This window comes from Candidatus Brocadia sinica JPN1, from assembly GCF_000949635.1.
Taxonomy (GTDB): domain Bacteria; phylum Planctomycetota; class Brocadiia; order Brocadiales; family Brocadiaceae; genus Brocadia; species Brocadia sinica.
In genome coordinates this window covers 2,544,176-2,564,597 of sequence record NZ_BAFN01000001.1, presented here as the reverse complement: position 1 = coordinate 2,564,597, position 20,422 = coordinate 2,544,176, and the positions used below count along the sequence as shown (strand labels likewise).

At 42.4% G+C, this 20,422-nt stretch carries 20 protein-coding genes; 12 read left to right on the top strand and 8 right to left on the bottom strand.

Annotated features, from left to right (window positions below):
• Positions 1–15: 15 nt before the first annotated feature.
• The 5 genes from BROSI_RS11660 to BROSI_RS11640 form a co-directional block, all read right to left on the bottom strand.
• A complete protein-coding gene (locus tag BROSI_RS11660; RefSeq protein ID WP_052563971.1) occupies positions 16–1,431 on the bottom strand; it encodes an Rnf-Nqr domain containing protein in 1,416 nt (471 codons plus the stop codon).
• On the bottom strand, positions 1,425–2,144 hold the full coding sequence (locus tag BROSI_RS11655; protein WP_052563970.1) for an FMN-binding protein: 720 nt from the start codon (positions 2,142–2,144) through the stop codon (positions 1,425–1,427). Before BROSI_RS11655 ends, BROSI_RS11660 begins: the two co-directional genes overlap by 7 nt.
• A gap of 141 nt (positions 2,145–2,285) precedes the next feature.
• Entirely contained in the window at positions 2,286–3,389 is a 1,104-nt protein-coding gene (locus BROSI_RS11650) for an RnfABCDGE type electron transport complex subunit D (RefSeq protein WP_052563969.1), read from the bottom strand.
• On the bottom strand, positions 3,373–4,425 hold the full coding sequence (locus BROSI_RS11645; protein ID WP_052563968.1) for a 4Fe-4S dicluster domain-containing protein: 1,053 nt from the start codon (positions 4,423–4,425) through the stop codon (positions 3,373–3,375). Before BROSI_RS11645 ends, BROSI_RS11650 begins: the two co-directional genes overlap by 17 nt.
• Positions 4,426–4,674: 249 nt before the next feature.
• Positions 4,675–6,180, bottom strand: a complete 1,506-nt coding sequence (locus tag BROSI_RS11640; RefSeq protein ID WP_082059188.1) for a sensor domain-containing diguanylate cyclase — start codon at positions 6,178–6,180, stop codon at positions 4,675–4,677.
• Between the two features lie 613 nt (positions 6,181–6,793).
• On the opposite strand from BROSI_RS11640, the gene BROSI_RS11630 reads away from it, so the two are divergent.
• Entirely contained in the window at positions 6,794–7,030 is a 237-nt protein-coding gene (locus BROSI_RS11630) for a hypothetical protein (RefSeq protein ID WP_052563965.1), read from the top strand.
• A gap of 121 nt (positions 7,031–7,151) precedes the next feature.
• Here BROSI_RS11630 and BROSI_RS11625 read toward each other — a convergent pair whose 3' ends face one another.
• The gene (locus tag BROSI_RS11625) at positions 7,152–8,351 is read right to left on the bottom strand and encodes an amylo-alpha-1,6-glucosidase (RefSeq protein ID WP_052563964.1); all 1,200 of its coding nucleotides are present in this window, start codon (positions 8,349–8,351) and stop codon (positions 7,152–7,154) included.
• Positions 8,352–8,558: 207 nt separating this feature from the next.
• Between BROSI_RS11625 and BROSI_RS11620 the strand changes: the two genes are divergently transcribed.
• Together BROSI_RS11620 and BROSI_RS11615 are read left to right on the top strand one after the other, a co-directional pair.
• Positions 8,559–9,299: a phosphoadenylyl-sulfate reductase gene (locus BROSI_RS11620; RefSeq protein WP_052563963.1), complete on the top strand. Its 741-nt coding sequence runs from the start codon at positions 8,559–8,561 to the stop codon at positions 9,297–9,299.
• A gap of 66 nt (positions 9,300–9,365) precedes the next feature.
• A complete protein-coding gene (locus tag BROSI_RS11615) occupies positions 9,366–10,364 on the top strand; it encodes an aldo/keto reductase (protein WP_052563962.1) in 999 nt (332 codons plus the stop codon).
• Positions 10,365–10,444: 80 nt separating this feature from the next.
• On the opposite strand, the gene BROSI_RS11610 is transcribed toward BROSI_RS11615, so the two are convergent.
• Entirely contained in the window at positions 10,445–11,287 is an 843-nt protein-coding gene (locus tag BROSI_RS11610) for an SPL family radical SAM protein (RefSeq protein ID WP_052563961.1), read from the bottom strand.
• Complete coding sequence (locus BROSI_RS11605; protein ID WP_052563960.1) at positions 11,271–12,608, bottom strand: B12-binding domain-containing radical SAM protein; 1,338 nt, start codon at positions 12,606–12,608, stop codon at positions 11,271–11,273. Before BROSI_RS11605 ends, BROSI_RS11610 begins: the two co-directional genes overlap by 17 nt.
• A gap of 169 nt (positions 12,609–12,777) precedes the next feature.
• Between BROSI_RS11605 and BROSI_RS11600 the strand changes: the two genes are divergently transcribed.
• The 9 genes from BROSI_RS11600 (at position 12,778) to recO (ending at position 20,401) form a co-directional block, all read left to right on the top strand.
• The gene (locus BROSI_RS11600) at positions 12,778–13,644 is read left to right on the top strand and encodes a hypothetical protein (protein ID WP_157842501.1); all 867 of its coding nucleotides are present in this window, start codon (positions 12,778–12,780) and stop codon (positions 13,642–13,644) included.
• Between the two features lie 120 nt (positions 13,645–13,764).
• Complete coding sequence (locus tag BROSI_RS11595) at positions 13,765–14,187, top strand: glycine zipper family protein (RefSeq protein ID WP_082059377.1); 423 nt, start codon at positions 13,765–13,767, stop codon at positions 14,185–14,187.
• Positions 14,188–14,218: 31 nt separating this feature from the next.
• A complete protein-coding gene (locus BROSI_RS11590) occupies positions 14,219–14,941 on the top strand; it encodes a DUF4197 domain-containing protein (protein WP_052563958.1) in 723 nt (240 codons plus the stop codon).
• A gap of 378 nt (positions 14,942–15,319) precedes the next feature.
• Entirely contained in the window at positions 15,320–16,615 is a 1,296-nt protein-coding gene (locus BROSI_RS11585; RefSeq protein ID WP_082059187.1) for an adenylosuccinate synthase, read from the top strand.
• On the top strand, positions 16,612–17,328 hold the full coding sequence (locus tag BROSI_RS11580; protein WP_052563956.1) for an isoprenyl transferase: 717 nt from the start codon (positions 16,612–16,614) through the stop codon (positions 17,326–17,328). Before BROSI_RS11585 ends, BROSI_RS11580 begins: the two co-directional genes overlap by 4 nt.
• A complete protein-coding gene (locus BROSI_RS11575; RefSeq protein ID WP_157842500.1) occupies positions 17,325–18,170 on the top strand; it encodes a phosphatidate cytidylyltransferase in 846 nt (281 codons plus the stop codon). The genes BROSI_RS11580 and BROSI_RS11575 overlap by 4 nt, the downstream gene beginning before the upstream one ends.
• Position 18,171: 1 nt before the next feature.
• Positions 18,172–19,164, top strand: coding sequence for a PhoH family protein (locus BROSI_RS11570; RefSeq protein ID WP_230400681.1), 993 nt, complete (start codon positions 18,172–18,174; stop codon positions 19,162–19,164).
• Positions 19,165–19,166: 2 nt separating this feature from the next.
• Positions 19,167–19,628 (top strand): rRNA maturation RNase YbeY, encoded by a 462-nt coding sequence (gene ybeY / locus BROSI_RS11565; protein ID WP_052563954.1) that lies wholly within the window; start codon positions 19,167–19,169, stop codon positions 19,626–19,628.
• 23 nt (positions 19,629–19,651) lie between these two features.
• Complete coding sequence (gene recO / locus BROSI_RS11560) at positions 19,652–20,401, top strand: DNA repair protein RecO (RefSeq protein WP_052563953.1); 750 nt, start codon at positions 19,652–19,654, stop codon at positions 20,399–20,401.
• The last annotated feature ends 21 nt before the right edge of the window (positions 20,402–20,422 follow it).

The following is a 20,422-nucleotide window of genomic DNA, read 5'->3' as shown; positions in this document are numbered from 1 at the left end:
TGTTTCACTCCAAGCTTAAAAAATATGAATCATGCCAATACCAGTAAAGATAGCAGCCATGATACCCAGAAGTAAAATAGCAATGGTGTCTTCATCCCAGGCAGTAGTTGGAACGAAGAGACGCTGACGTCTTAACAAGGCCAACCACACAACGACCATCATCCAGTGAAGCCCGTATCCAAACGCCGTCACGGTTGTAACCAGAAACTTTGCCCCCGTGGGAATCGTAAACGTGGCGCTGGCAAGGACAATACAATTGACCGTGATAAGTTCCAGGAACTGCCCCATCTGTTCGTATACATTTTTTGCAAATTTTCTTAAGAGCACACTCAAAATCTGCACGAACACGGCAATAGTAACGATGAAGACCGTCAGATAGAAAATAGCTTCTAACCGGATAGGGAGAGACGAATATGTGGACAGGAAGTCACTGCACCTGACCAGGATATGATGATATACCAACCAGTTCAATGCCGTGGACAATGTTATGACAATAATCACAGCAACTCCCATCTTCCATGCCGCATCAATTTGACGTGATTTGTTTAGCAAGGGGCATATCCCTAACAGTTTACTTAGCACAATCCCATCAAAGAAAAGGGCATTGAGCAGGACAGGGAAAAGAATGAGGAAATGCTGATGAAGAGTCGGGATTGTTTGCATATGGATAATAAGGCTAATAAACAGACAGACACCCAACCCTATTGCGACTAAAGATACCCTGGAGATTCCCCGCTTCGGACGGGATGTGACAATGGGAACTCCTCCGTTTGTAGCAGCGGCACACTCACAAGAAGATGCCTCTTGATATACAATCCCTGCCCTGAGAAGAAAAGGACGCAACAGGAGTCTGAAGGCAGCAAGCGCAAAGAATCCCCCCACCGGTGTAACCATGAGAACAACCCGCGGGAATGTATCCGAAAGCACAGGAAAGCCCATAATCGTTCCAAAACCCAGGGGTTCCCGCAGAAATGCAAGCAGGATCAAAGCCATGGAATATCCAAGGCAGGCCTTCAATATCTTCTTTTGGGCCTCCCAAAAGTCAACAGTCAACCCCTCGGAAATAACGGCAAGCACGATGCAATTCGTCGTAATAAGATCGATGTATGCCTTTATATTGGCTGTAATCTCAGGAACAAAGGCCTGTGCAAAAAATCCAAAAATGGCCACAAAGACAGATACAATAATCATTAAAAGGGAAATTTTATGATGTGTTCCGGCTGTGGATATAAGCCGCTTGAAGGGATAGACCATGCAAAAGCTGCCAGATGTTACCAGTGTTACGCCGATTCCCATGGTGAGGGAATTTTCCAGTTTGTTTGTTACTGCAAGGGAGGAGCAGAACCCAAGTCCTGCTCCGGCCGTCAGGATGAGGTTATCCCTCATAAAATATTTGGAAATCTTTCGTATGTTTCGTTTTAACCCTACCATTTAATGTCCCCTTGCCCTTCCCAAAATTCTTTCATGGCATCGTTAAGAAAAGACTCGATTCCTTTGCTTGTATTCGTGGCGCCAGTAATCGCATCCACCTCATTAGCACCCGCAGCCTTCCTTCCCTTAACCACCAGTATCCTGGGTCTCAACTTTTTTCCAATAAATTGTTTCTTAAACTGATCCTCGGTAAGCCTACCCCCCAAACCGGGTGTTTCACTATGGTCCAGCACCTCAATACCTTTCAGTGTTTCCAGATCAGGCTCAACACAGATAAAAAGAGACATAATACTCGATTTGTTGTAACCGTAACCCATCCTGGATTCAACAAATCCAACACCCTGCAAATTTCCATCTTTTACATATTTAAAAATCCTTTTCCCACCGTTTGGTTTTTCTTTGACTGTTTGTGTGCCAGCCCGTTGAACATTCCAGGATACCGATGTTGGTTCTTCGATTGTTATGTTTTTTCCAAAAACCTCCTTGATATCCTTTTTGTCGTAGCTCTTAAAATGAAAACCCAATATGTTATTTTCCTTAGCGCGGTAAGGTATCTTAAAAATATCCAATACGGCACGCTTCTCCTTCACATCGTAGTATTCGGCAATTTTGGGAGACGTGTAAAAATATACCATCAGAAGCCCGCCGCAGGGCAAAAAGGTAATCAGGAGGATTGAAACAATCCGGAGTATAATTTTTTTAAGTTCTTCCATGTATTTTTAAAAAACTGCAAATTCCAGAGATGGCACAGATTTTTTCAGTGATTCGTCATGATACCGTGAGTAAATCCTCAGCCATTTAATATACATCTTATGTCGTTTGGTATTAAACTGATCATAACTTTGGCATTATTCTCATACACGATACCGTATTTTCACCATGAATGATTGAATCGGTATGGCCAGAAGGTTCATGAGTAAGATGGAATACATTACCCCTTCTGGCAATGTGGTAAAATCCCTTATCAGCACGGTAACAAATCCACACCCGGCGCCAAATATCCACTTTGCAGTCTGATTGTATGTTGCCGTTATGGGGTCAGTAGCCATAAAAAATGCCCCGAGGATCAATCCACCGCTCAGAAGCTGAAAGAGGGGTGGGGCAACCGTCTTACCCAAAATGAATGAGAAGAATACCGAAAAGACAAGTACGCTGCCCAGATAGGACGCAGGTATCCGCCAGTTTGCAACCTTCATTTTGATTAACCACAAACCAGACAGTATCAGCGCCAACCGGCACGTTTCACCCAAAGAACCGCTTGCTGTACCCAGTAACAGGGAAAGATACGATGCAACTTCTCCATTGGCCTTGAATGCCGTCAACGGGGTTGCATGGGTAACGGCATCCAGCCCATAGCGAAAGGTATGAAGGTCGGGTATACCCACAAAGGGTGTTTGATAGCCGGTAACCAAAAGCGCGGGGAAACAGATGGTTAAAAACAAACGGCTGAAAAGGGCTGGATTTACAAGATTATTCCCAACTCCACCCATGATATTTCTAAAGATAATGGCCAGTGCAGCCCCCAAGCCTATTAACCAGAGCGGTGCCTGCGGAGGCAGGATAGCCGGAATGAACAGGCACGAAACAAATCCACCCTCGCTGATATGTTCTTCCCGGGCGATAATAGCCCAAATCACATCCACAACAAATATACCAATAATAAATGAAACGATCAGTTTGGATGCAACGCTCTGCCAACCGTAAAAATATATGGCCGGCAATACCCATCCAGCTACCAATGCCACCAGCACAGCGCCCATAAACCGTTTTACGTCGTAGTTGTTCCGGATAAATGGCTGAGTATGCGTTGTTTCCTCAGAACTCCGGAGAAGGCCATCAAATGCCCCAAAAAGGGCACCAAAGAGGAAATTTACTTTGGGATGGGTATGAATAAAAGATTCTACGGTGTCGAGACCCTTGTCCAGAACGGGTTCTACAGGTTTAAGTAATTTTTTCATTTTGTTTATCCAGCGCCTTGCATTCTTTAATAATTTGTAAGAGTTCTAACTTCGACGGACAGATAAAGCTGCACAAGCCGCATTCAATACATTTTCCCAGATTATAAAGACGCGCCTTATGCTTTTCCCCTCTCATATAACTGTGATAATAGAGTGCAGGCTCTAAATCTACCGGACAAATATCATCACAATAATTACAGTAGACGCATCGCCGTAATTCACCAAGCAAATTTGTGGTCAACACGAATTCATCCGACTTGATCATGGGAAATATTACTTTCCGATTTTTCTCCTCTAAGACCACAATATGATTGACAGACCAGTCTATCTTCTGCGACAAGTCGGTTATTTCTTGACCACGTAAGGGACCGTTGATAAACACACGATGCCTGCCCGTAGTTTTTCTTTTGTCCTTCATGATCTTTTCAAGAGGCGTCCCCAGTTGAACATTGACAATCTCGTTCTCCGTTAAACCCGTACCTGAAAGAACGATGAAGCGCGAATTAACGTTCTTTCTCAGGATGCAACTTTCATAAATGGCTGAAACTGTCTGGGCATCGAGTATCAATACACCGAGCGGCTTCGCATCCTGGCCAAAATGAACATCCATACCCAGAATGACCTTCGTCAATAAAACAGGATCGTCTTGTGGATATTTCGCATATAATGGAAAGACACGCATCCAATCTTCATTGGATGCAAAATTCCCCGCATCCTCAACAACCCTGCCTTCTTTTTCATTGATCGCCAGGGAAAATTTTGCCTCCGAAAAGTAGCGGGTTTTTATCTCTCTGAGCATGTTGAGGAACAATGGAGTTTTGTGCTTCAGGATTACCCAGTTGGGTAATGCCCATGGTTCGGTGGGACAGAGATTTACAATAATATGCTCTACCTGGTGATCTGGGACCTGGAATTGAAATGTCTCAGGTATGCCGTCAGAGGAAATTTCTTCTATGATGCTACAAAATTTTAGCGGATAAACATCCAGGAGATTTAAACCACCCTTAAAGCCCGTATTTTCTTTTTTTACGAACACGTTTTTTCAGCCTTTAAATGAAGGGATAATTTAAATAGCACATAACGTTTCATTAATATTTAAAAAGATTTCATAACATATCAACTAGGATTTAAGATGTCAAGAAAACTTATTTGCGTTATAGAAGAGATCGTTTACATCGATACGAGTGACTTGGTTAAATGGTATGGAGAAATGATGGAAAATTGAATCAAACCGGTAAGAAAAAGGGTATTATCGTTTTGTAGGTACATTTCAGAAGAGAAACACTTAAAGCGATTCTACCCTGTTCCTTCCTTCTTCTTTGGCCTTATGCAACGCCTTGTTTGCAAGCTTTATCAGGGTTTCTTGTTCTGTCCCATGCTCCGGGTATGAAGCGATCCCAATGCTTATGGTTATTTTAAGGGTCTGTCCCGATACAATATCATCAAAGTCCGTGGCTTCAATGATTCTCCGAATTGCATCTGCCTTCACAATGGCTTTTGTTGCAAACAATGTGGGCATAATAATGGCAAATTCTTCGCCGCCGTACCACGCAACAATATCTGATTTACTTACAGAATCACTCAGAACCCTGGCTATTTGTTGCAATAAACGGTCACCTACCCTATTTCCGTATGCGTCATTTAAATTTTTGAAATGATCCAAATCCAGAATAAGGAGACTAACGTGTTCGTTACGTCTTTTTGCCAGGATCAACTGTTTGTCCAGTATCTCATTAAAGAATCTTCTATTGTATACCCCCGTAAGCTCGTCTGTTATGTTTCTATGTTTCGCGATATCCAGGAGCTCCAGTCTATGAAGAGACAAAGCGGTCAGCCCCACATAGTTTGATATAAGCCTGTGGGTCTTTTCATCGTCCCAGCAACGAATATCCTTTTTTATCAGCATAACGATTCCAAACGTTATCCCACCTGCTATTAAAGGAATGCACAAATATCCAACCTCTTCATTTTTGCGGACTACGCACTCACAGGAAGCATCTTTGGTTATATCTTTTATAAAACACTCCTTGCCTGTCTTAATTACACGGCATAAAGCGGGATCAAGGATGACCTCGTTCCTGACGAGTTCATTTACAGGCACAGGGGGATCAATAATAGGCACATACAGCATATTTCTCTCTCTGTCCAGCATTATTGCAGCAACAATATCCGGGTCGAAATATTTTCGTAAGGCAAGAACCATGTGTTTAAACACCGCATCTTCTGTTGTCGCATCGTTCATGGTTGTGGAATAGGACATGAAATCCTCGAGTTCCTTAATATGTTTATTTCTTTCTTCTTCCGCCCGCTTGCGCTCGGTAATATCTTCTTTAACGGCAACAAAGTGGGTGATGACACCCTCTGAGTTCTTTACTGCAGAAATGGATGCGAATTCCCAATAGAGTTCACCATTCTTTTTTCTATTACAAAATTCTCCCCGCCACTCCCTTCCCGCGGTAATAGTTTGCCACAATTGACGGAATTCTTCAGACGATACATTGTCGGGTTTTAGGATGCGTGGATTTTTCCCTATGACTTCTTCGGGACGGTAGCCTGTTAACTGAGTGAACTTGGGGTTTACGTATTCGATAATGCCCCAGTTGTTCGTAATCACAATCGTACTTGAACTTTGTTCTATAGCGCGGTATAACTTGCGAAGTTCTTCCTCCGCCCTTTTGCGCTCAACAATTTCAGCTTGAAGTTCTTTATTTTTCTTTGCCAGCTCTTCAGCGGTGATAGTTATGTCATTTTTCAGAGATGCATCGGGTTTATTCAAATCATCTCCCATCATTCGTTTTTTTCCCAATAAAATTTATTGTATCAGGTTTATTACTATATCTGAAACGAATGAGATATGCAATACAGAAAGATTGGACTATCTTTTTATAAGGATTCCAATATCGAACAAGGAATAATGAATGTCGAAGGATAATAGAAAACTTTTTGATCTTGAAGAACGCTTCATAGATTTTGCCGTCAGAATTATTCGTACAAAGGAGGATAAGAAAACCCATAATTCGAAATTCCTTGTTCGATATTCGATATTCGTTATTCAATAATACGGTTAAATTGATCCGTCATTTTAAGTTAGCGATATGGGGCCTCACCCCCCTCCCGCTATATACTAATGGCCTTTCATGCCTAAAGATGGCTGAAATTGAATGTCATTCTTGATTAATTTGAACTGACAAAAAGACACACGACAAGGCGAAATTTTACAAGAATTTATTGTTGTCAATATATAAAGCAGCATTATAGGTATGTTACTGGAATTACAAAAATAATTTGTTGACAATGAATCAATTACATGACATATAAAAAGTGTCTTAAAAAGCCGGCTAGGTGTGCTGGGAGTGTTCTCGGCGGCATGGCTCAATTTCCAATAGTGTGAGGAGGAGAAGGAAATGTTAAAGAAGTTTGGTTATAGTCTTATTGCTGTAAGTGCCTTAACGTTCAGCGCTGGTGTTGTAAATAGTTCTTTTATTAGCTCTGTCCTGGCGGAAGACAAAGAGAAGGATAAAGAGGGAAAGTCGGATGAATTAATGACTGGCTCCGTAAAGACCGCCTTCGCTGGCTCCATCATGTCTGAAGACAAAAGCAAAGAGAAGGACAAAGAAGGAAAGTCGGGTGAATTGATTTAACTGTTAAAATCATCCTATGGAACACAACAAGTGAAGTAATGTTACGTTTCAGTGTTGTGTAAAATCAAAATCCATAAAACAAGAAGGGCAACCATGAGGTTGCCCTTCTTGTTTATGAAAGTTAGTATAAATGAATGTTATCCCGCAGGACATGAAATGCCAGTATGAACATTGCCGCATTCCAGGACTGTCCTGCCATACCCATTGGTTCACCTGTCGTTCCATGAAACCATTCATTGAACTCCCAGTTATTGACCCTATTTGCCTCAGCAAGTCGCTCCAATTCTTTCCACGCAAGCTCTCTCCTTCCTAATTTTGCCAGCAGCATTACCCAAAACCCGCCAACAAATGGCCAAATGCCGCCATTGTGGTATTGATAGGGATGATTTTGCTTGTGGCGTCGCATGTAAGGACGCCAGAATGGGCTGTTTTCCCGTATGGGATCATGGACTACCCTCACGGGATAAGGTTGATGAATCTTTAAATTGAGCAGGGCATCAACCATGCGGGATGACTTGGAAGCGTATGCCAGTCCGAAAAAGGCGCTGAGGATGTTGCCAAAAATGTCTATCTCTTCTCCCCAGAAGGAAAAATTCACAAAGCTGAGATAAAAATCGCTGCGCTTTGCCCTGTTCCTGATATAGTGCATCAGAATACGCACCCGCCGGTGTTCCGGTACCGCCTTATCAAAAGGAAAGAATATGACTTTGAAATACTGTCTCGTCTTGTCTGCAGTAGGAATTTTGTACAGTTTTTTTACATGATACCACAGGGCATTGGAATAAAGCACAAAACCAGATCTCGGCATAATATCTGCCCAATCGCTTGCCTCATTCTGCAGTAGCAGGAATAACCCCTGATGTTCCTGGCAGAAAAGCCAGTTAAAGGCGCGATCTATTGCCGCACGTAACTGCTCCGCAAACCGTTCTTCGGGAAAGAAATGGTCGTAAAAGTTTATGGCGATCAGCCACCAGAGTGTGGCGTCAATGCATCCCGAATACCAGAAATCGACCTCTTTGAGTTCGGGTTTTACGTATTTTGGAATCTGTCCGTTCGGGGCCTGATAGTGCGCCAGGGTGAGGATACTTATCTTTGCATTGTGCACGAGTTCTCGGTCTTTCGATGCAATCATCCCCAGGGAACAGATGGCTGCATCTCGCCCAAAAATGCTGGCATAGGACCTGTCCACAGCCTTCTTCGATTTTGCACACGCAATAATACCGTCAGGGGTTGAATTGCTTTTTAATAACCGTAGCGAACGAGTGTAACACTCTTGAATAAGCCCTTCTTCAACGGCGGCTGAGGATTTCTGATTGTTCATCTGGACTATTTCCTCTTGCTGTTTTTTATTGAAAGAAACTGACTCTTCATATTATACTGCATAAAATATTGCGATTGGAGGTCTTTTCTGTATAATAATTATTATGCTTACATTCCTGTATTTTCGCAAACGAGCAAAACAAACATAATCTGAAAGAGATTTTGATGATATTGATTGAAAAATCCTTTCATTCAGGAAAAAACAACAATGAAACATATTGTAGAACCAGATCTGATGGCTGTAAATAAGCTGCTCCAGGATTTGACAGCCGCGGACCGGATCCGCTGGGCAGTGGAAACCTTTGGCAAGGATGCCGTACTGTTGAGCAGCATGCAGAGTTCGGCCTCTGTGCTGATGCATTACTTTTATAGCATGGAACTGGAAAATGAGATACTCTTCGTAGACACTGGATATCATTTTCGCGAAACTTTGCTGCTTCGTGATGAATTCATGCGGCGTTATAAATTAAATATGGTGACGTTGTACCCGGAATTAACCCCGGAGCAACAGGAAAAAAACTTCGAAAGGAAATTATATCTCTTTGCCGACGGACAGAAAGAATGCTGTCGCTTGCGTAAGACAGTTCCATTCCTCAACCATATGAAGCAGTACGGGCGTAAACTTGCAATGGTTGGTTTGCGTCGCAGCGAAGGAGGCCGGCGTGCCAAACTGAATCCACTTTTACAAGATCCACGTACTCATGGATATACCCTGCATCCGATATTCGACTGGACAGACAAACAGATTCAGACATATCTTCAGGAGTATGATGTACCTGTACACCCCTTGCATAAGCAAAACTATCCCAGCATCGGATGCGAGTGCTGCACCACATCGGTCGAACCGGGTGAAGACCCGCGTGCTGGCCGTTGGAGACATCTGGTAAGTGCAGGCGATGAAGGACCGAAGTACTGCAACATTAATTGCTCAGATGGCTCCGGGATTTGATACCAGCAGACAAAAGCATAGACCGCGTATTATAAAAATTTTCTGTCAAAGGCAAAAAAAATCTCTATGGAATACGTCAATATCCCAGGAACGGAATTACGCGCTTCGCGAATTGGTTTGGGAACATGGGCTATCGGCGGCTGGATGTGGGGAGGCACCGAAGAACAAGCAGCGATCAGCACCATCCATAAGGCCATTGAACAAGGGATCAATTTGATTGATACCGCGCCAGTTTACGGACAGGGTCGTTCGGAGGAGATTGTCGGAAAGGCGATAGAGTTGTACGGTAAACGCAAGGACGTTATTATGGCCACCAAGGTTGGTTTAGAGTGGCGTGACACAAAGGTCTTCCGCAATTCTAAAAAAGATCGAATCCTTAAAGAGATCGAGGATTCATTGCAACGCCTGCGCACCGAAGTCATCGATATTTACCAGGTACACTGGCCTGATTCTTTGGTTCCCATTGAGGAAACCGCTGAGGCTATGCAACAGCTTTATCGCCAGGGCAAGATCCGCGCTATTGGTGTAAGCAATTATTCGCCAAAACAGATGGATACCTTCCGCCAGGCCGCTCCACTGCACGTTGTGCAACCGCCATATAACCTATTCGAGCGCCAGATAGAACAAGATGTACTGCCTTACGTCCGCAAACACAACCTGACTACGCTAACTTACGGTGCCCTATGCCGGGGATTGCTCACCGGAAAGATGAAATCTGATACGGAATTTACGGGGGACGATCTGCGAAAGGTCGATCCGAAATTTCAGCAGCCACGATATGGTCAGTACCTTGAAGCCGTCGCGCAGCTTGAGCATTTCGCCCGTGAGCGTTTTGGCACAAGTGTGCTGGCGCTGGCAGTCCGCTGGTTGCTTGACCAGCCGGGCGTAAGCATAGCACTGTGGGGCGCACGCAGGCCCGATCAGTTAGACCCTGTGGTGGATGTGATGGGATGGGCGATGGATGATACGTCGCGCCTGACCATTGAACAAATTGTGAAAAAGGTTATCAAGGAACCTGTTGGACCGGAATTTATGGCGCCACCATCGCATGTGGTCGTTGCGTAAAAAGAGATGACAACAGGAACTGATGGTTTGAAAAGGCAAGGCTTTGTCGTAAGCCAGGCCAAACTGCTTAAAAGTCGTGTTTACAAATATGTATTTTTAAAATATTCACCAAAACTGTGTTTATATATTTTATACCCCTTCTTTACTCCTTTTGCCTGCCTTTCTATTTCCTCATCTAATTCTTTCCAGATTTGCTCATAGAAGACTCTTTCGCAGATCATTGATGTAAATTTCTCTTTCAGTACAGGCTGCGCAAGGGAAATACTGTTTATGATTTCCTGCGTATTTTTGAAATTGAAATTTAAGTGCTCGAATTCAATCCTTTCTGCCTTTTCAAAGGCTGAGAACGCTTCTTTGATATCAGTTAACCAGGGAATAACGGGAGAAAAATAGGGTATGACAGATAAACCCTCATCAAGCAGGATACGAACTGCATTACTTCGGGAAGGAAATGACGGGCTTTTTGGTTCTAAAACCTGTTTCAGAGTATGGCTGAAATTGTTTACCGTAAAATATATCCTTTTGCAAAATCCCTGATTGAGCAATGGAATAGAGTCCACAATATAGGGGGAACGGGTAAGTATCACATAAAAAACTTTATATCTGTTTAAAATTTCAAGGAGCTTTCCGGTTAGCTGGTATTCCTTTTCAATGGGCTGGAAACACTCTGTCGTAGAACCAAGAAGTACGATCTTTGGTTTTTTCTCCAAAACTTCTTTTTCGAGTAAATCAGGTGAGTTTTTTCTTACATCTACGTATGTGCCCCAGGGTTTCTCCCTCTTACGAACGACCTTGTTTGACCTCACGTAACAATAAAGGCAAGAAAACTCGCAACCCATATAGGGATTTATTACGTACTCCCCTAAATCTATAGAGGTGGGATTCAATATCCTGTTTATCGTAATTTCATGAATTTCCAGCATATTTGCGACAGTTCAGTTTCTCTATTAAATTCCCAATGAATGCATTGGTATACTTAAGTTTATGTTTTTTAATTTCTTTAACAAAGATTTCCATTCTTTTCAGGGCTATTGGATTTGTTCGATAATCTGCCGTTTCATCAGCCGTTGTGCCATCATAATACGTAAAGGGATTAATTTGAGCAACTTGAGGTATAATCTCTTTATGATGAATAATAAAATCAAGGGTATTTTGAAAATCCTCGTCGGTCTCACCAGGATAACCTACTATGATACTTATGCCAAAAAAAAGATTCACCTGATGAAGGGCATGAAAGAAATTGAGGGCATCATCGGTAGTAAAACCCTTGTTCATGTTCTTAAGGGTGGTATTTGACGCAGACTCCAGCCCGACAAAAAGACTATAGCAGCCACTCTGCTTCATCTTTTTCAAGAGCCTTTTGTCCATATCGTTCCTTATGGCTATCTGCGCCTCCCAGGGAATCGAACCAAAATGATTTATGATGTTATCACACAAGGCCTCCAATTTCTTCAGGTTTGCATTGATTAACGAGTCATAAAACACAAAATAGGTAATATTGTTGTGGGTCTTGTGATATTTGATTTCATCAATAAGGTTGTTAACTTCCCTGGTCCTGAAATTGTTGTAGAGAAGCCTTTCCGAACAAAAGTTACATCTTCGAATACATCCCCTTGAAAACTGTAATGGTATGGTATTTTTCCTGGGATAGGCATTCAGGTCAATTCCTGTATAACGGGGAAACGGGAGGTCTGTTAAATCACTAAGTTGTTCAAACGTTGCTGCCGTTTTATGGGTATTGTTGCCAATAAGATATTGATACAAAGGTATTTCACCTTCACCCACAACCAGGTAATCAGCTACCTGGAGGACTTTCTCGTGAAAACTGCCTTCACTTTTAAAATATTGGCGGGTTATTTCTGGTCCCCCTAATACGACCTTAAGGGTATTTTTCTTTGATTTCAGGAGTTCTGCTATACTCACAGTGGTTTCAAAGTTACTCTTGAAACAAGAGAATCCTACAACCTCATAGTCCAACATCTTCTCTATTGCATCCTGAAATTCCCCCGAATTGTTCTGTTTCAAAAGAGAAAGGATATTTTCTTCTAAAAGCGTATTACAACTTATTAGCCACTGCTTTTGCAGTTGATGGTCTGAAAAGGTATAAAAAATCTGATTAAAATCTATTAAGTCTGCACTAATCCCTTTTTGTGCAAGAAATGCCTGGAGGTATCCCAGTCCAATGGGAGGCATATTAGGCCAGGTTAACGGCAAGATGGTGAGAAGGATCGTTTGTCCTGACATGCAAAATTAAAAATTCTTTTCACCTAAAGAAATAGAAATATTGCAAAGTATATCAGGCAAAAATGTATTCCAGCAACATTAAAAGTTGTATTTCCTTGACGGTTATTATACAATTATTCGCATGACAAAATCAATTTTTTGTCACATATATTCATACTTCTGCCAACAAATGAACACATCCCTTATAGAAAAGTTTACTGAAAAAATAACATATGGGAAAAAAGAACATCTTGAACGTTTTTATGAAATCTTTTCGGCACGGGGATTTTTACTGGAATTGGACAGGGATTCCGGAAAAATACGATTGAGTGATGATTCACATAGAGAGGATGGTGAATTCCTGGAAGTCCTGCGGAATATCGATTATAAAAAGATTTATAACAAACCGCATCAGGACGCTATTGACAAACATGATAACGAGGACAGTCTTCAGAACCGGCATGTATATTTTGACCATATCGATACACAATTGTATGATACAAATAACAATCAATATGTAATTGAGCTCTTTACAAATGAGATTCCTGTTGATCTTTTTCGTTTAAATTGGGAGCGGGACCGGTACGGCAGGTTCGATCACTTTATGACATACGGGCAACTTCCTGCGATACGGGTATATGATCTGGAACCTTTCATAGCACGCCTGGTGAAATCAATTTCTTCCCTTGGGATTTCAACATGGTCATCCTGCGAAGGCCATTGGGGTGAACCTGCTTATATAGTCTTTGATGGCAGGTACCATCGCCTCTGGTTTCAGGCGATCTTCAATACATTTATTGCAGGGAAATTAAATCTGGTATGCAAGTGGGACTGGCTGGGCTGGGATGAGCGCTGTATTATGAGCAGTCCAGGCGGAGACATCCTTGAACTCTATCTGGAAATTCAGGATGTAGCCCGATTAATCTATGATCACAGGATTCTTTTGAACAATGCCAAAAAACAGGTCTGCACCCTACTCACCCATAAGCACAAAGGCATGAATCAGAAAGCATTATTGAATACCTTCGAAGATTATTTGAATGGCCAATTTCGCTGACTTTATGTGAGCTACACAGTTGCTTCATGAAAAGGCGTCGAAACAAAGGAACATCTCTTTTAGGAGTGCAGAATAATTTGATTTTAAAAATAGCTATTGTTGTTTATAATGTTTCGTACTATGAAAATGATACATCATTTATTTATAGTTCTTCTTTCAGTACTATTCATAACCACTTCGTGTGCCACAAAAAGGCCTGTCCTTTATCCCAATGAGCATCTCAATAAGGTCGGACGTGAAATAGCTGATAAAGATATCGATGACTGTTTTCAGCTTGCAGAGGCATATGTTGGTAAGTATGGCACTGAAAAGAAAGTTGCCGAACAGACAGTTGTGGGTGCTGCTGTAGGGGCAGCGACAGGTGCGGCTGTAGGGGCTGTTACCGGCGACGTCGGACGTGGTGCCGCTGCAGGAGCCGCCGGTGGGGGTGCCAGCGGGCTTTTCTTTGGTTTATTTAAAGCCAGAGATCCTGACCCTTTGGTCAGACAATATATGGAAAAATGCTTAGGTGATAAGGGGTACACGGTTATCGGGTGGGAATAAATATAAGCTTTCTTTGAGGATAATAATTTTTATGAAAAAGAAAAACATTGTGATTATGCTGGCATTGGTACTGACGGCAAGCACCACATATGGAGGGTTTCTGAGTAATCTTTTTAAAAAGGGAGGTGGTGGTGTTTCAAAAACTGGCCTTGATGAGAGTACGGTTATATCCGGGTTAAAAGAGGCCCTGTCCGTTGCAACGGATAAAACTATAGCCTCCGTATCCTCTCTTGATGGTTATTTTGCCAATAAGGCTATTAAGATTTTAATGCCTGAAAAGATCCAAAAGGTAGCAGATACCCTGGGGAAATTCGGATTCCAGAAACAGGTCGATGACTTTGTGCTGAGTATGAACCGCGCAGCGGAAAAGGCGGCGCCTGTCGCGAGGGAATATTTCGTCGATGCTATAAAACAGATGACTTTCAAGGATGCCATGAAAATCCTGGATGGCGGAGACACTGCAGCCACTGATTTCTTCAGGAAAAAAACATACAATAAACTTTACGACTCGTTCAAGCCAACTATTTCTGACTCAATGAACCAGGTAGGGGTTACAAATTATTATAAGGACATGATGGGTAAATTCACGGCGATTCCTTTCATGAAAGCGGAGTCAATTGATCTTGATGATTATGTGACAAACAAGGCCCTTGATGGGCTTTTTTACATGGTAGGGGAGGAGGAAAAGAACATCAGAAAAAATCCTGCGGCAAGGGTGACAGACCTCCTGAAAGAAGTGTTTGGAAAGAACTAAATACTCTATGAAGTCTCATCGACCGACTCAACCAAGCATTGAGCGATCAGAAGTCGCAGAATATCTATAATGGTTTATAAGACTTTTTGAAAGAGGCGGTTTTGATGGCAAAAGACCGCCGTCCGTTTTCATAGACTCTTCGACTGACGGAATAAGGCAGGTGATGTTGCCATACTCCATAATTTGAATCTTTGTGACGGGTTTTCTATGATACCGTTTTTTTCCTCATCCTCCCATGAGTTTTTTTGCCCTTCCTCTCTTCAAAATATCCTTATACAAGGTCGCAAAAGTGTATTCCCTTGACATTCATTACCCCATTTTTTATAATCCTGTAAAAGCTTATTTCCCAATGGATTCGGAGGATTTTGCCAAAATTTTATGGAAAATTTAACTATGGGTTCTAATACCTGCCTCGTCGGATTGCAGTGGGGTGATGAAGGGAAAGGTAAGATTGTTGATATACTCACGGAGTCGTTTGACATTATCGTAAGGTATCAGGGTGGAAGCAACGCGGGCCATACGGTCATCGTAAATAATGAAAAATTCGTATTACATCTCATTCCATCCGGAATCCTCAGGAAAAATAAATATTGCATCATCGGTAGCGGAGTAGCCCTGGATCCCCTCCAATTATTGGAAGAAATCGCAGAGTTGAGGAAGAAAAATATAGAAGTAGGCGATAACCTCCGTATCAGTGAAATAGCACATCTTGTGTTTCCCTACCATAAAAAACTGGATGAACTTTCTGAGTCCGAAAAAGGGGACGAAAAGATTGGTACGACCCGCAGGGGTATCGGGCCGTGTTATACCGATAAAATGGCGCGTACGGGCATACGGGTAGCCGATCTTTACCACCCTGAGCACTTTAAACAAAGGCTCAAAAAGATCGTAGAGGAAAAAAACAGGATATTCGTACGTTTGTATAATGCAGATGCGTTATCATGGGAGGATATTTACGATACGTATTGCGCGTATGCAGAGCAGATAAAACCTTACGTGTGCAATACGGTAGTGTTCATGGATGATGCCATAAAAGCAAAAAAAAAGGTATTATTTGAAGGCGCCCAAGGCTCATTGCTCGATGTGGATTTTGGTACCTATCCCTTTATCACGTCGTCCTCCGTTACTGCAGGTGGCGCGGCGGTTGGTACGGGTATTTGCCCCAAACAGATACACAAGGTACTCGGCGTAATGAAATCCTACACGACACGGGTCGGCAGCGGACCCTTCCCTTCCGAATTGAATGATGAATTGGGTGAGTATTTACGGAAAAAAGGGGGAGAATACGGCGCTACTACGGGAAGGCCCAGACGGTGCGGCTGGTTTGATGCAGTGGCTGTAAAGCATGCAATAATGGTGAATGGTGTGGACGGCGCTGTTTTGACAAAACTGGATGTTTTGGACGAACAAAAAACGATAAAGATATGTGTAGGCTATAAATTTGCTGATAAAGTATACGATCTTTTTCCCACAGATTTGGCAGCGCGGCCTGATTGTCAACCAGTATACAAGGAAGTACCAGGTTGGCAGAAGGATACGTCAAAAATGCGAGATATCAGAGATATTCCTTCGCAAGCGAAGAGCTATATAAATACCCTTGAAAAGATTTTGGGTATCAGGGTGGAAATGCTTTCTGTTGGTCCGGATCGTGGTCAGATTGTGAATCTTCTATGAGCGGAAACGGGCATTTACCTTCCCACGTTGCGATCATTATGGATGGGAATGGACGGTGGGCAAGGCAAAGGGGACTGGTAAGGATCAGGGGACATAAGGAAGGGATCGAGTCTGTCCGTGAAATAACGCGTGAATGTGCGAAAAGACATTTAAAACAGTTAACGCTGTATGCATTTTCCCAGGAGAACTGGAAAAGACCGAAACGGGAAGTTAATTTATTGATGAAACTCCTGAAAGAGTTCCTTGTCAAGGAGCGAAAAGAGATTGAAGAGAATAATATCCGCTTAACGGCTATTGGCCGAATAAGCGGCCTGCCGGAAGATGTACAAAGAGAACTCGCTATCAGTATAGAAGAAAGCAAGGATAATACCGGGATGGTACTCTGTCTTGCGCTCAATTACGGAGGACGTTCCGAGATCGTAGATGCGGCAAAAGATATTGCTAAAAGTGTTAAAGATGGAAAGATGGATTTAAATGAAATTACGGAGGAGACCTTTAAGAAATTTCTGTATACAGGTGAAATGACAGATCCCGACCTGCTCATACGGACGGGTGGGGAGATGCGGGTAAGTAATTTTCTGTTGTGGGAAATTTCGTACACGGAGCTTTGGGTCACCCCCATCTGCTGGCCGGATTTTCGGAAGGAACATCTGGAGGAAGCGATGAAAGACTATGCACGCCGGGAACGCCGTTTTGGCGGGTTACAAGAGTGAGTACGCTTCAAACGAGGATCATGTTCGGCGTTATTATGTTCGCGCTGTTCTTTGGCATTCTGGCATTAGACTCTGTTTATTCCACAGATATAGGATTCGGGTGTTTGGCTATTTTGGCTGGTGGAATTGGTTTATATGAATTTTACCATATTGCAGGGAAAAACAATTTTTCTCCATTTCGTATTTCTGGTATTGTTGCCGGCGTGTGGTTATCTGTGTCGTATTGGCTATCTGTACGCACAAATTCTGGCATTGGTTCCCATTTTCTCAGACACGAAACCATGGTTATCCTTATCTTCTGGCTTTTACTCATCCAGACTTTCATCCGTGGTACCCGGGATGCCATAAAAAATATTGCGGTAACTCTATTCGGTATCTTTTACGTAATCTTTCTCCTGAGTTTCGCCATCGCCTTGCGTCATTTCCCTCACGGTCTTTGTATCGTAATTCTGGTTTTACTCGTTTCCAAGTTTGGCGACATTGGAGGCTATTTATTCGGCAGAAAATATGGAAAACACAAGCTGTCAAGGGTTATCAGTCCGAATAAGACGATAGAGGGCGCCTGTTTTTCGCTTTTATCAAGTGTTTTCATAGCGCTGATTTTTAATCTTATCCCGCAAACCAGGGTGATGAGTTTGCCGTGGTCTCTATTGTTTGGAGTAACCATAGGTTTTTCTGCTCTGTTGGGCGATTTGGCAGAATCACTTCTCAAACGGGATGCAAATGTAAAAGATTCAGGCCGCCTGGTACCTGCCTTTGGGGGGGTACTGGATGTTATTGATTGTCTATTGGTTAGCATGCCGGTTGCGTATTATTTCTTCGTATTTTTTCAATTAGTTTAGTATGAATCAAAAAGTTAAAATTCAAAAACATCCTGTAAACAAAGAATATTTTCAAGAACCTCTCACCTATCAGAATACACTCATCCTTGAAAACGACGCGGAAGCATCCGTCCTGTATGGCAGTCATGATAGACATTTGCGTCTTATCAGGGATGCCTTTCATGTCCAATTAGTAGCCCGTCATGGGCTCCTGAAACTCGAAGGAGAAAAAGAGCAGGTAGATGCCAGCAAAGAAGTGTTGAACAGATTGCTGGAAATCGTTCGTTCTACAGGAAGATTGGATCTGGAAGACGTGGAGCAAGCCATTGTTGATGCAAAAAACGTGTCAGGTGAGGATTCCTCCCAAACGATCGACGTCTTCCAACGGGGTATCTTTATAAAACCAAAGACAGATGGCCAGGCAAAATACATAGAGGCGATTAAAAAAAATGATCTGGTTTTTTGTATAGGGCCTGCAGGGACGGGAAAGACGTATTTAGCAGTAGCCCTGGCACTTTCTTTTCTGAAAAGTGGACGGATAAGGAGGATTGTGCTTGCCAGGCCGGCCGTGGAAGCAGGTGAAAAACTCGGATATTTGCCCGGTGATATTAAGGCTAAAGTAAATCCCTATCTGCGCCCGCTCTATGATGCCATCGCGGATATGATGGATGTTGGACATGTAAAAAAATATCTGGAAACTGACCTGATAGAGATTCTCCCCCTTGCCTATATGCGCGGAAGAACGCTAAACGATTCCTTTATCATTTTGGATGAAGCGCAAAACTGTACCGTAAAACAGATGAAAACTTTTTTAACGAGACTGGGTGTTAAATCGAAGGTGGTGGTAACAGGTGATATTACACAGGTTGATTTACCTGCCGGAGAGATGTCCGGATTAATCGATGTCCAGGAAAGACTGATGAACATCAACAACGTCTCTTTTGTATATCTGACCAAAGCCGATATTGTCCGGCACAAGCTCGTTCAGGATATTGTTGATGCGTATGAATCATAACGATGCAAAAAAATTTTATAAAATTAGAGATTACAGATCTGCAAAAATTTCATCCTATTAATAAAAGCAAAATAAAAAAACTTGTTGCCGGTGTTCTAAAAGCTGAAAAAGAAGGGAAGAATGCAGAACTCAGTGTTGTTTTTGTCGATAACAAAAGGATGAAAGAAATTAACAGGACATTCCTGAGACATAACTATGCCACCGATGTACTGAGTTTTCCCTATCAGGGGCATTCCCTCAAAAATAACATCAACGGAGAAATTATTATCTCTGTTGAAATGGCTGCAAAACTAGCACAAAAACGTGGATATTCAATTGAAGGGGAAGTTGCCCTTTATCTGGTTCATGGTTTATTGCATCTGATCGGGTATGATGACAAACAGAAAGGAGATGCGAAAAAGATGCACCAGAGAGAAGGGGAACTATTGTCGAATTTTGGTTATCGTGTCCCTTTACCGAACTGAACAACGTTTCCTTAGACAAAAATATGTCCATCTTCAGAACAGAGGCGGTTGCACTGGGAAGGACAGATTACAGCGATTCCAGTCAAATAATTACCTTCTACACCCGTGACTACGGTAAAATCCATACCCTTGCTAAAGGGTTCAAGCGTACATCGGGAAGGTACAGCTCGAAAGCAGTAGATCTGTTGACGTACTATCAGATTCTCTTTATTAAAAAAACACATACGTCTCTTCATACCCTTACGGAGGCAGTTTTACAAGATAATTACCCAATGCTACGAACCGATCTAGATAGATACTATATGGCTTCGTGTGCGGCAGAACTCGTTAACGAATTTACCGGAGAAAATGATCCCAGTGAACAGCTCTTTGATGTTTTTGTAAACACGCTGACGGGAATAGCAAGGGATACCGATGCTATGATATCATTGTTAGCCTTTGAGATAAAAATGCTGAAGATCCTGGGGTATTTACCTGAATGGGGGTGTTGTGTGAATTGCAAAAACAGCATTCCGCAGATTTCCGGGGTATATTTTAACGCAAGAGAAGGTGGGATATTGTGCAGAAGATGCCAGGTTAAATTTAAAAATGGGATTGTTGTTCCTGCCGGTGCAATAAGCATTGCCGGTCGATTCGTGGATATTAATTTGCAGAGGTTGGAACGTGTCAGGATACAATCATCTATTTGTGTTGAAATAGAAAAGATGCTGAGATACTATATAAATTCTCTCTTAAACAAAGGACTCAATTCCTGGAAATATATCAAGATTTAACGGGATATTTTGAGTGAATAA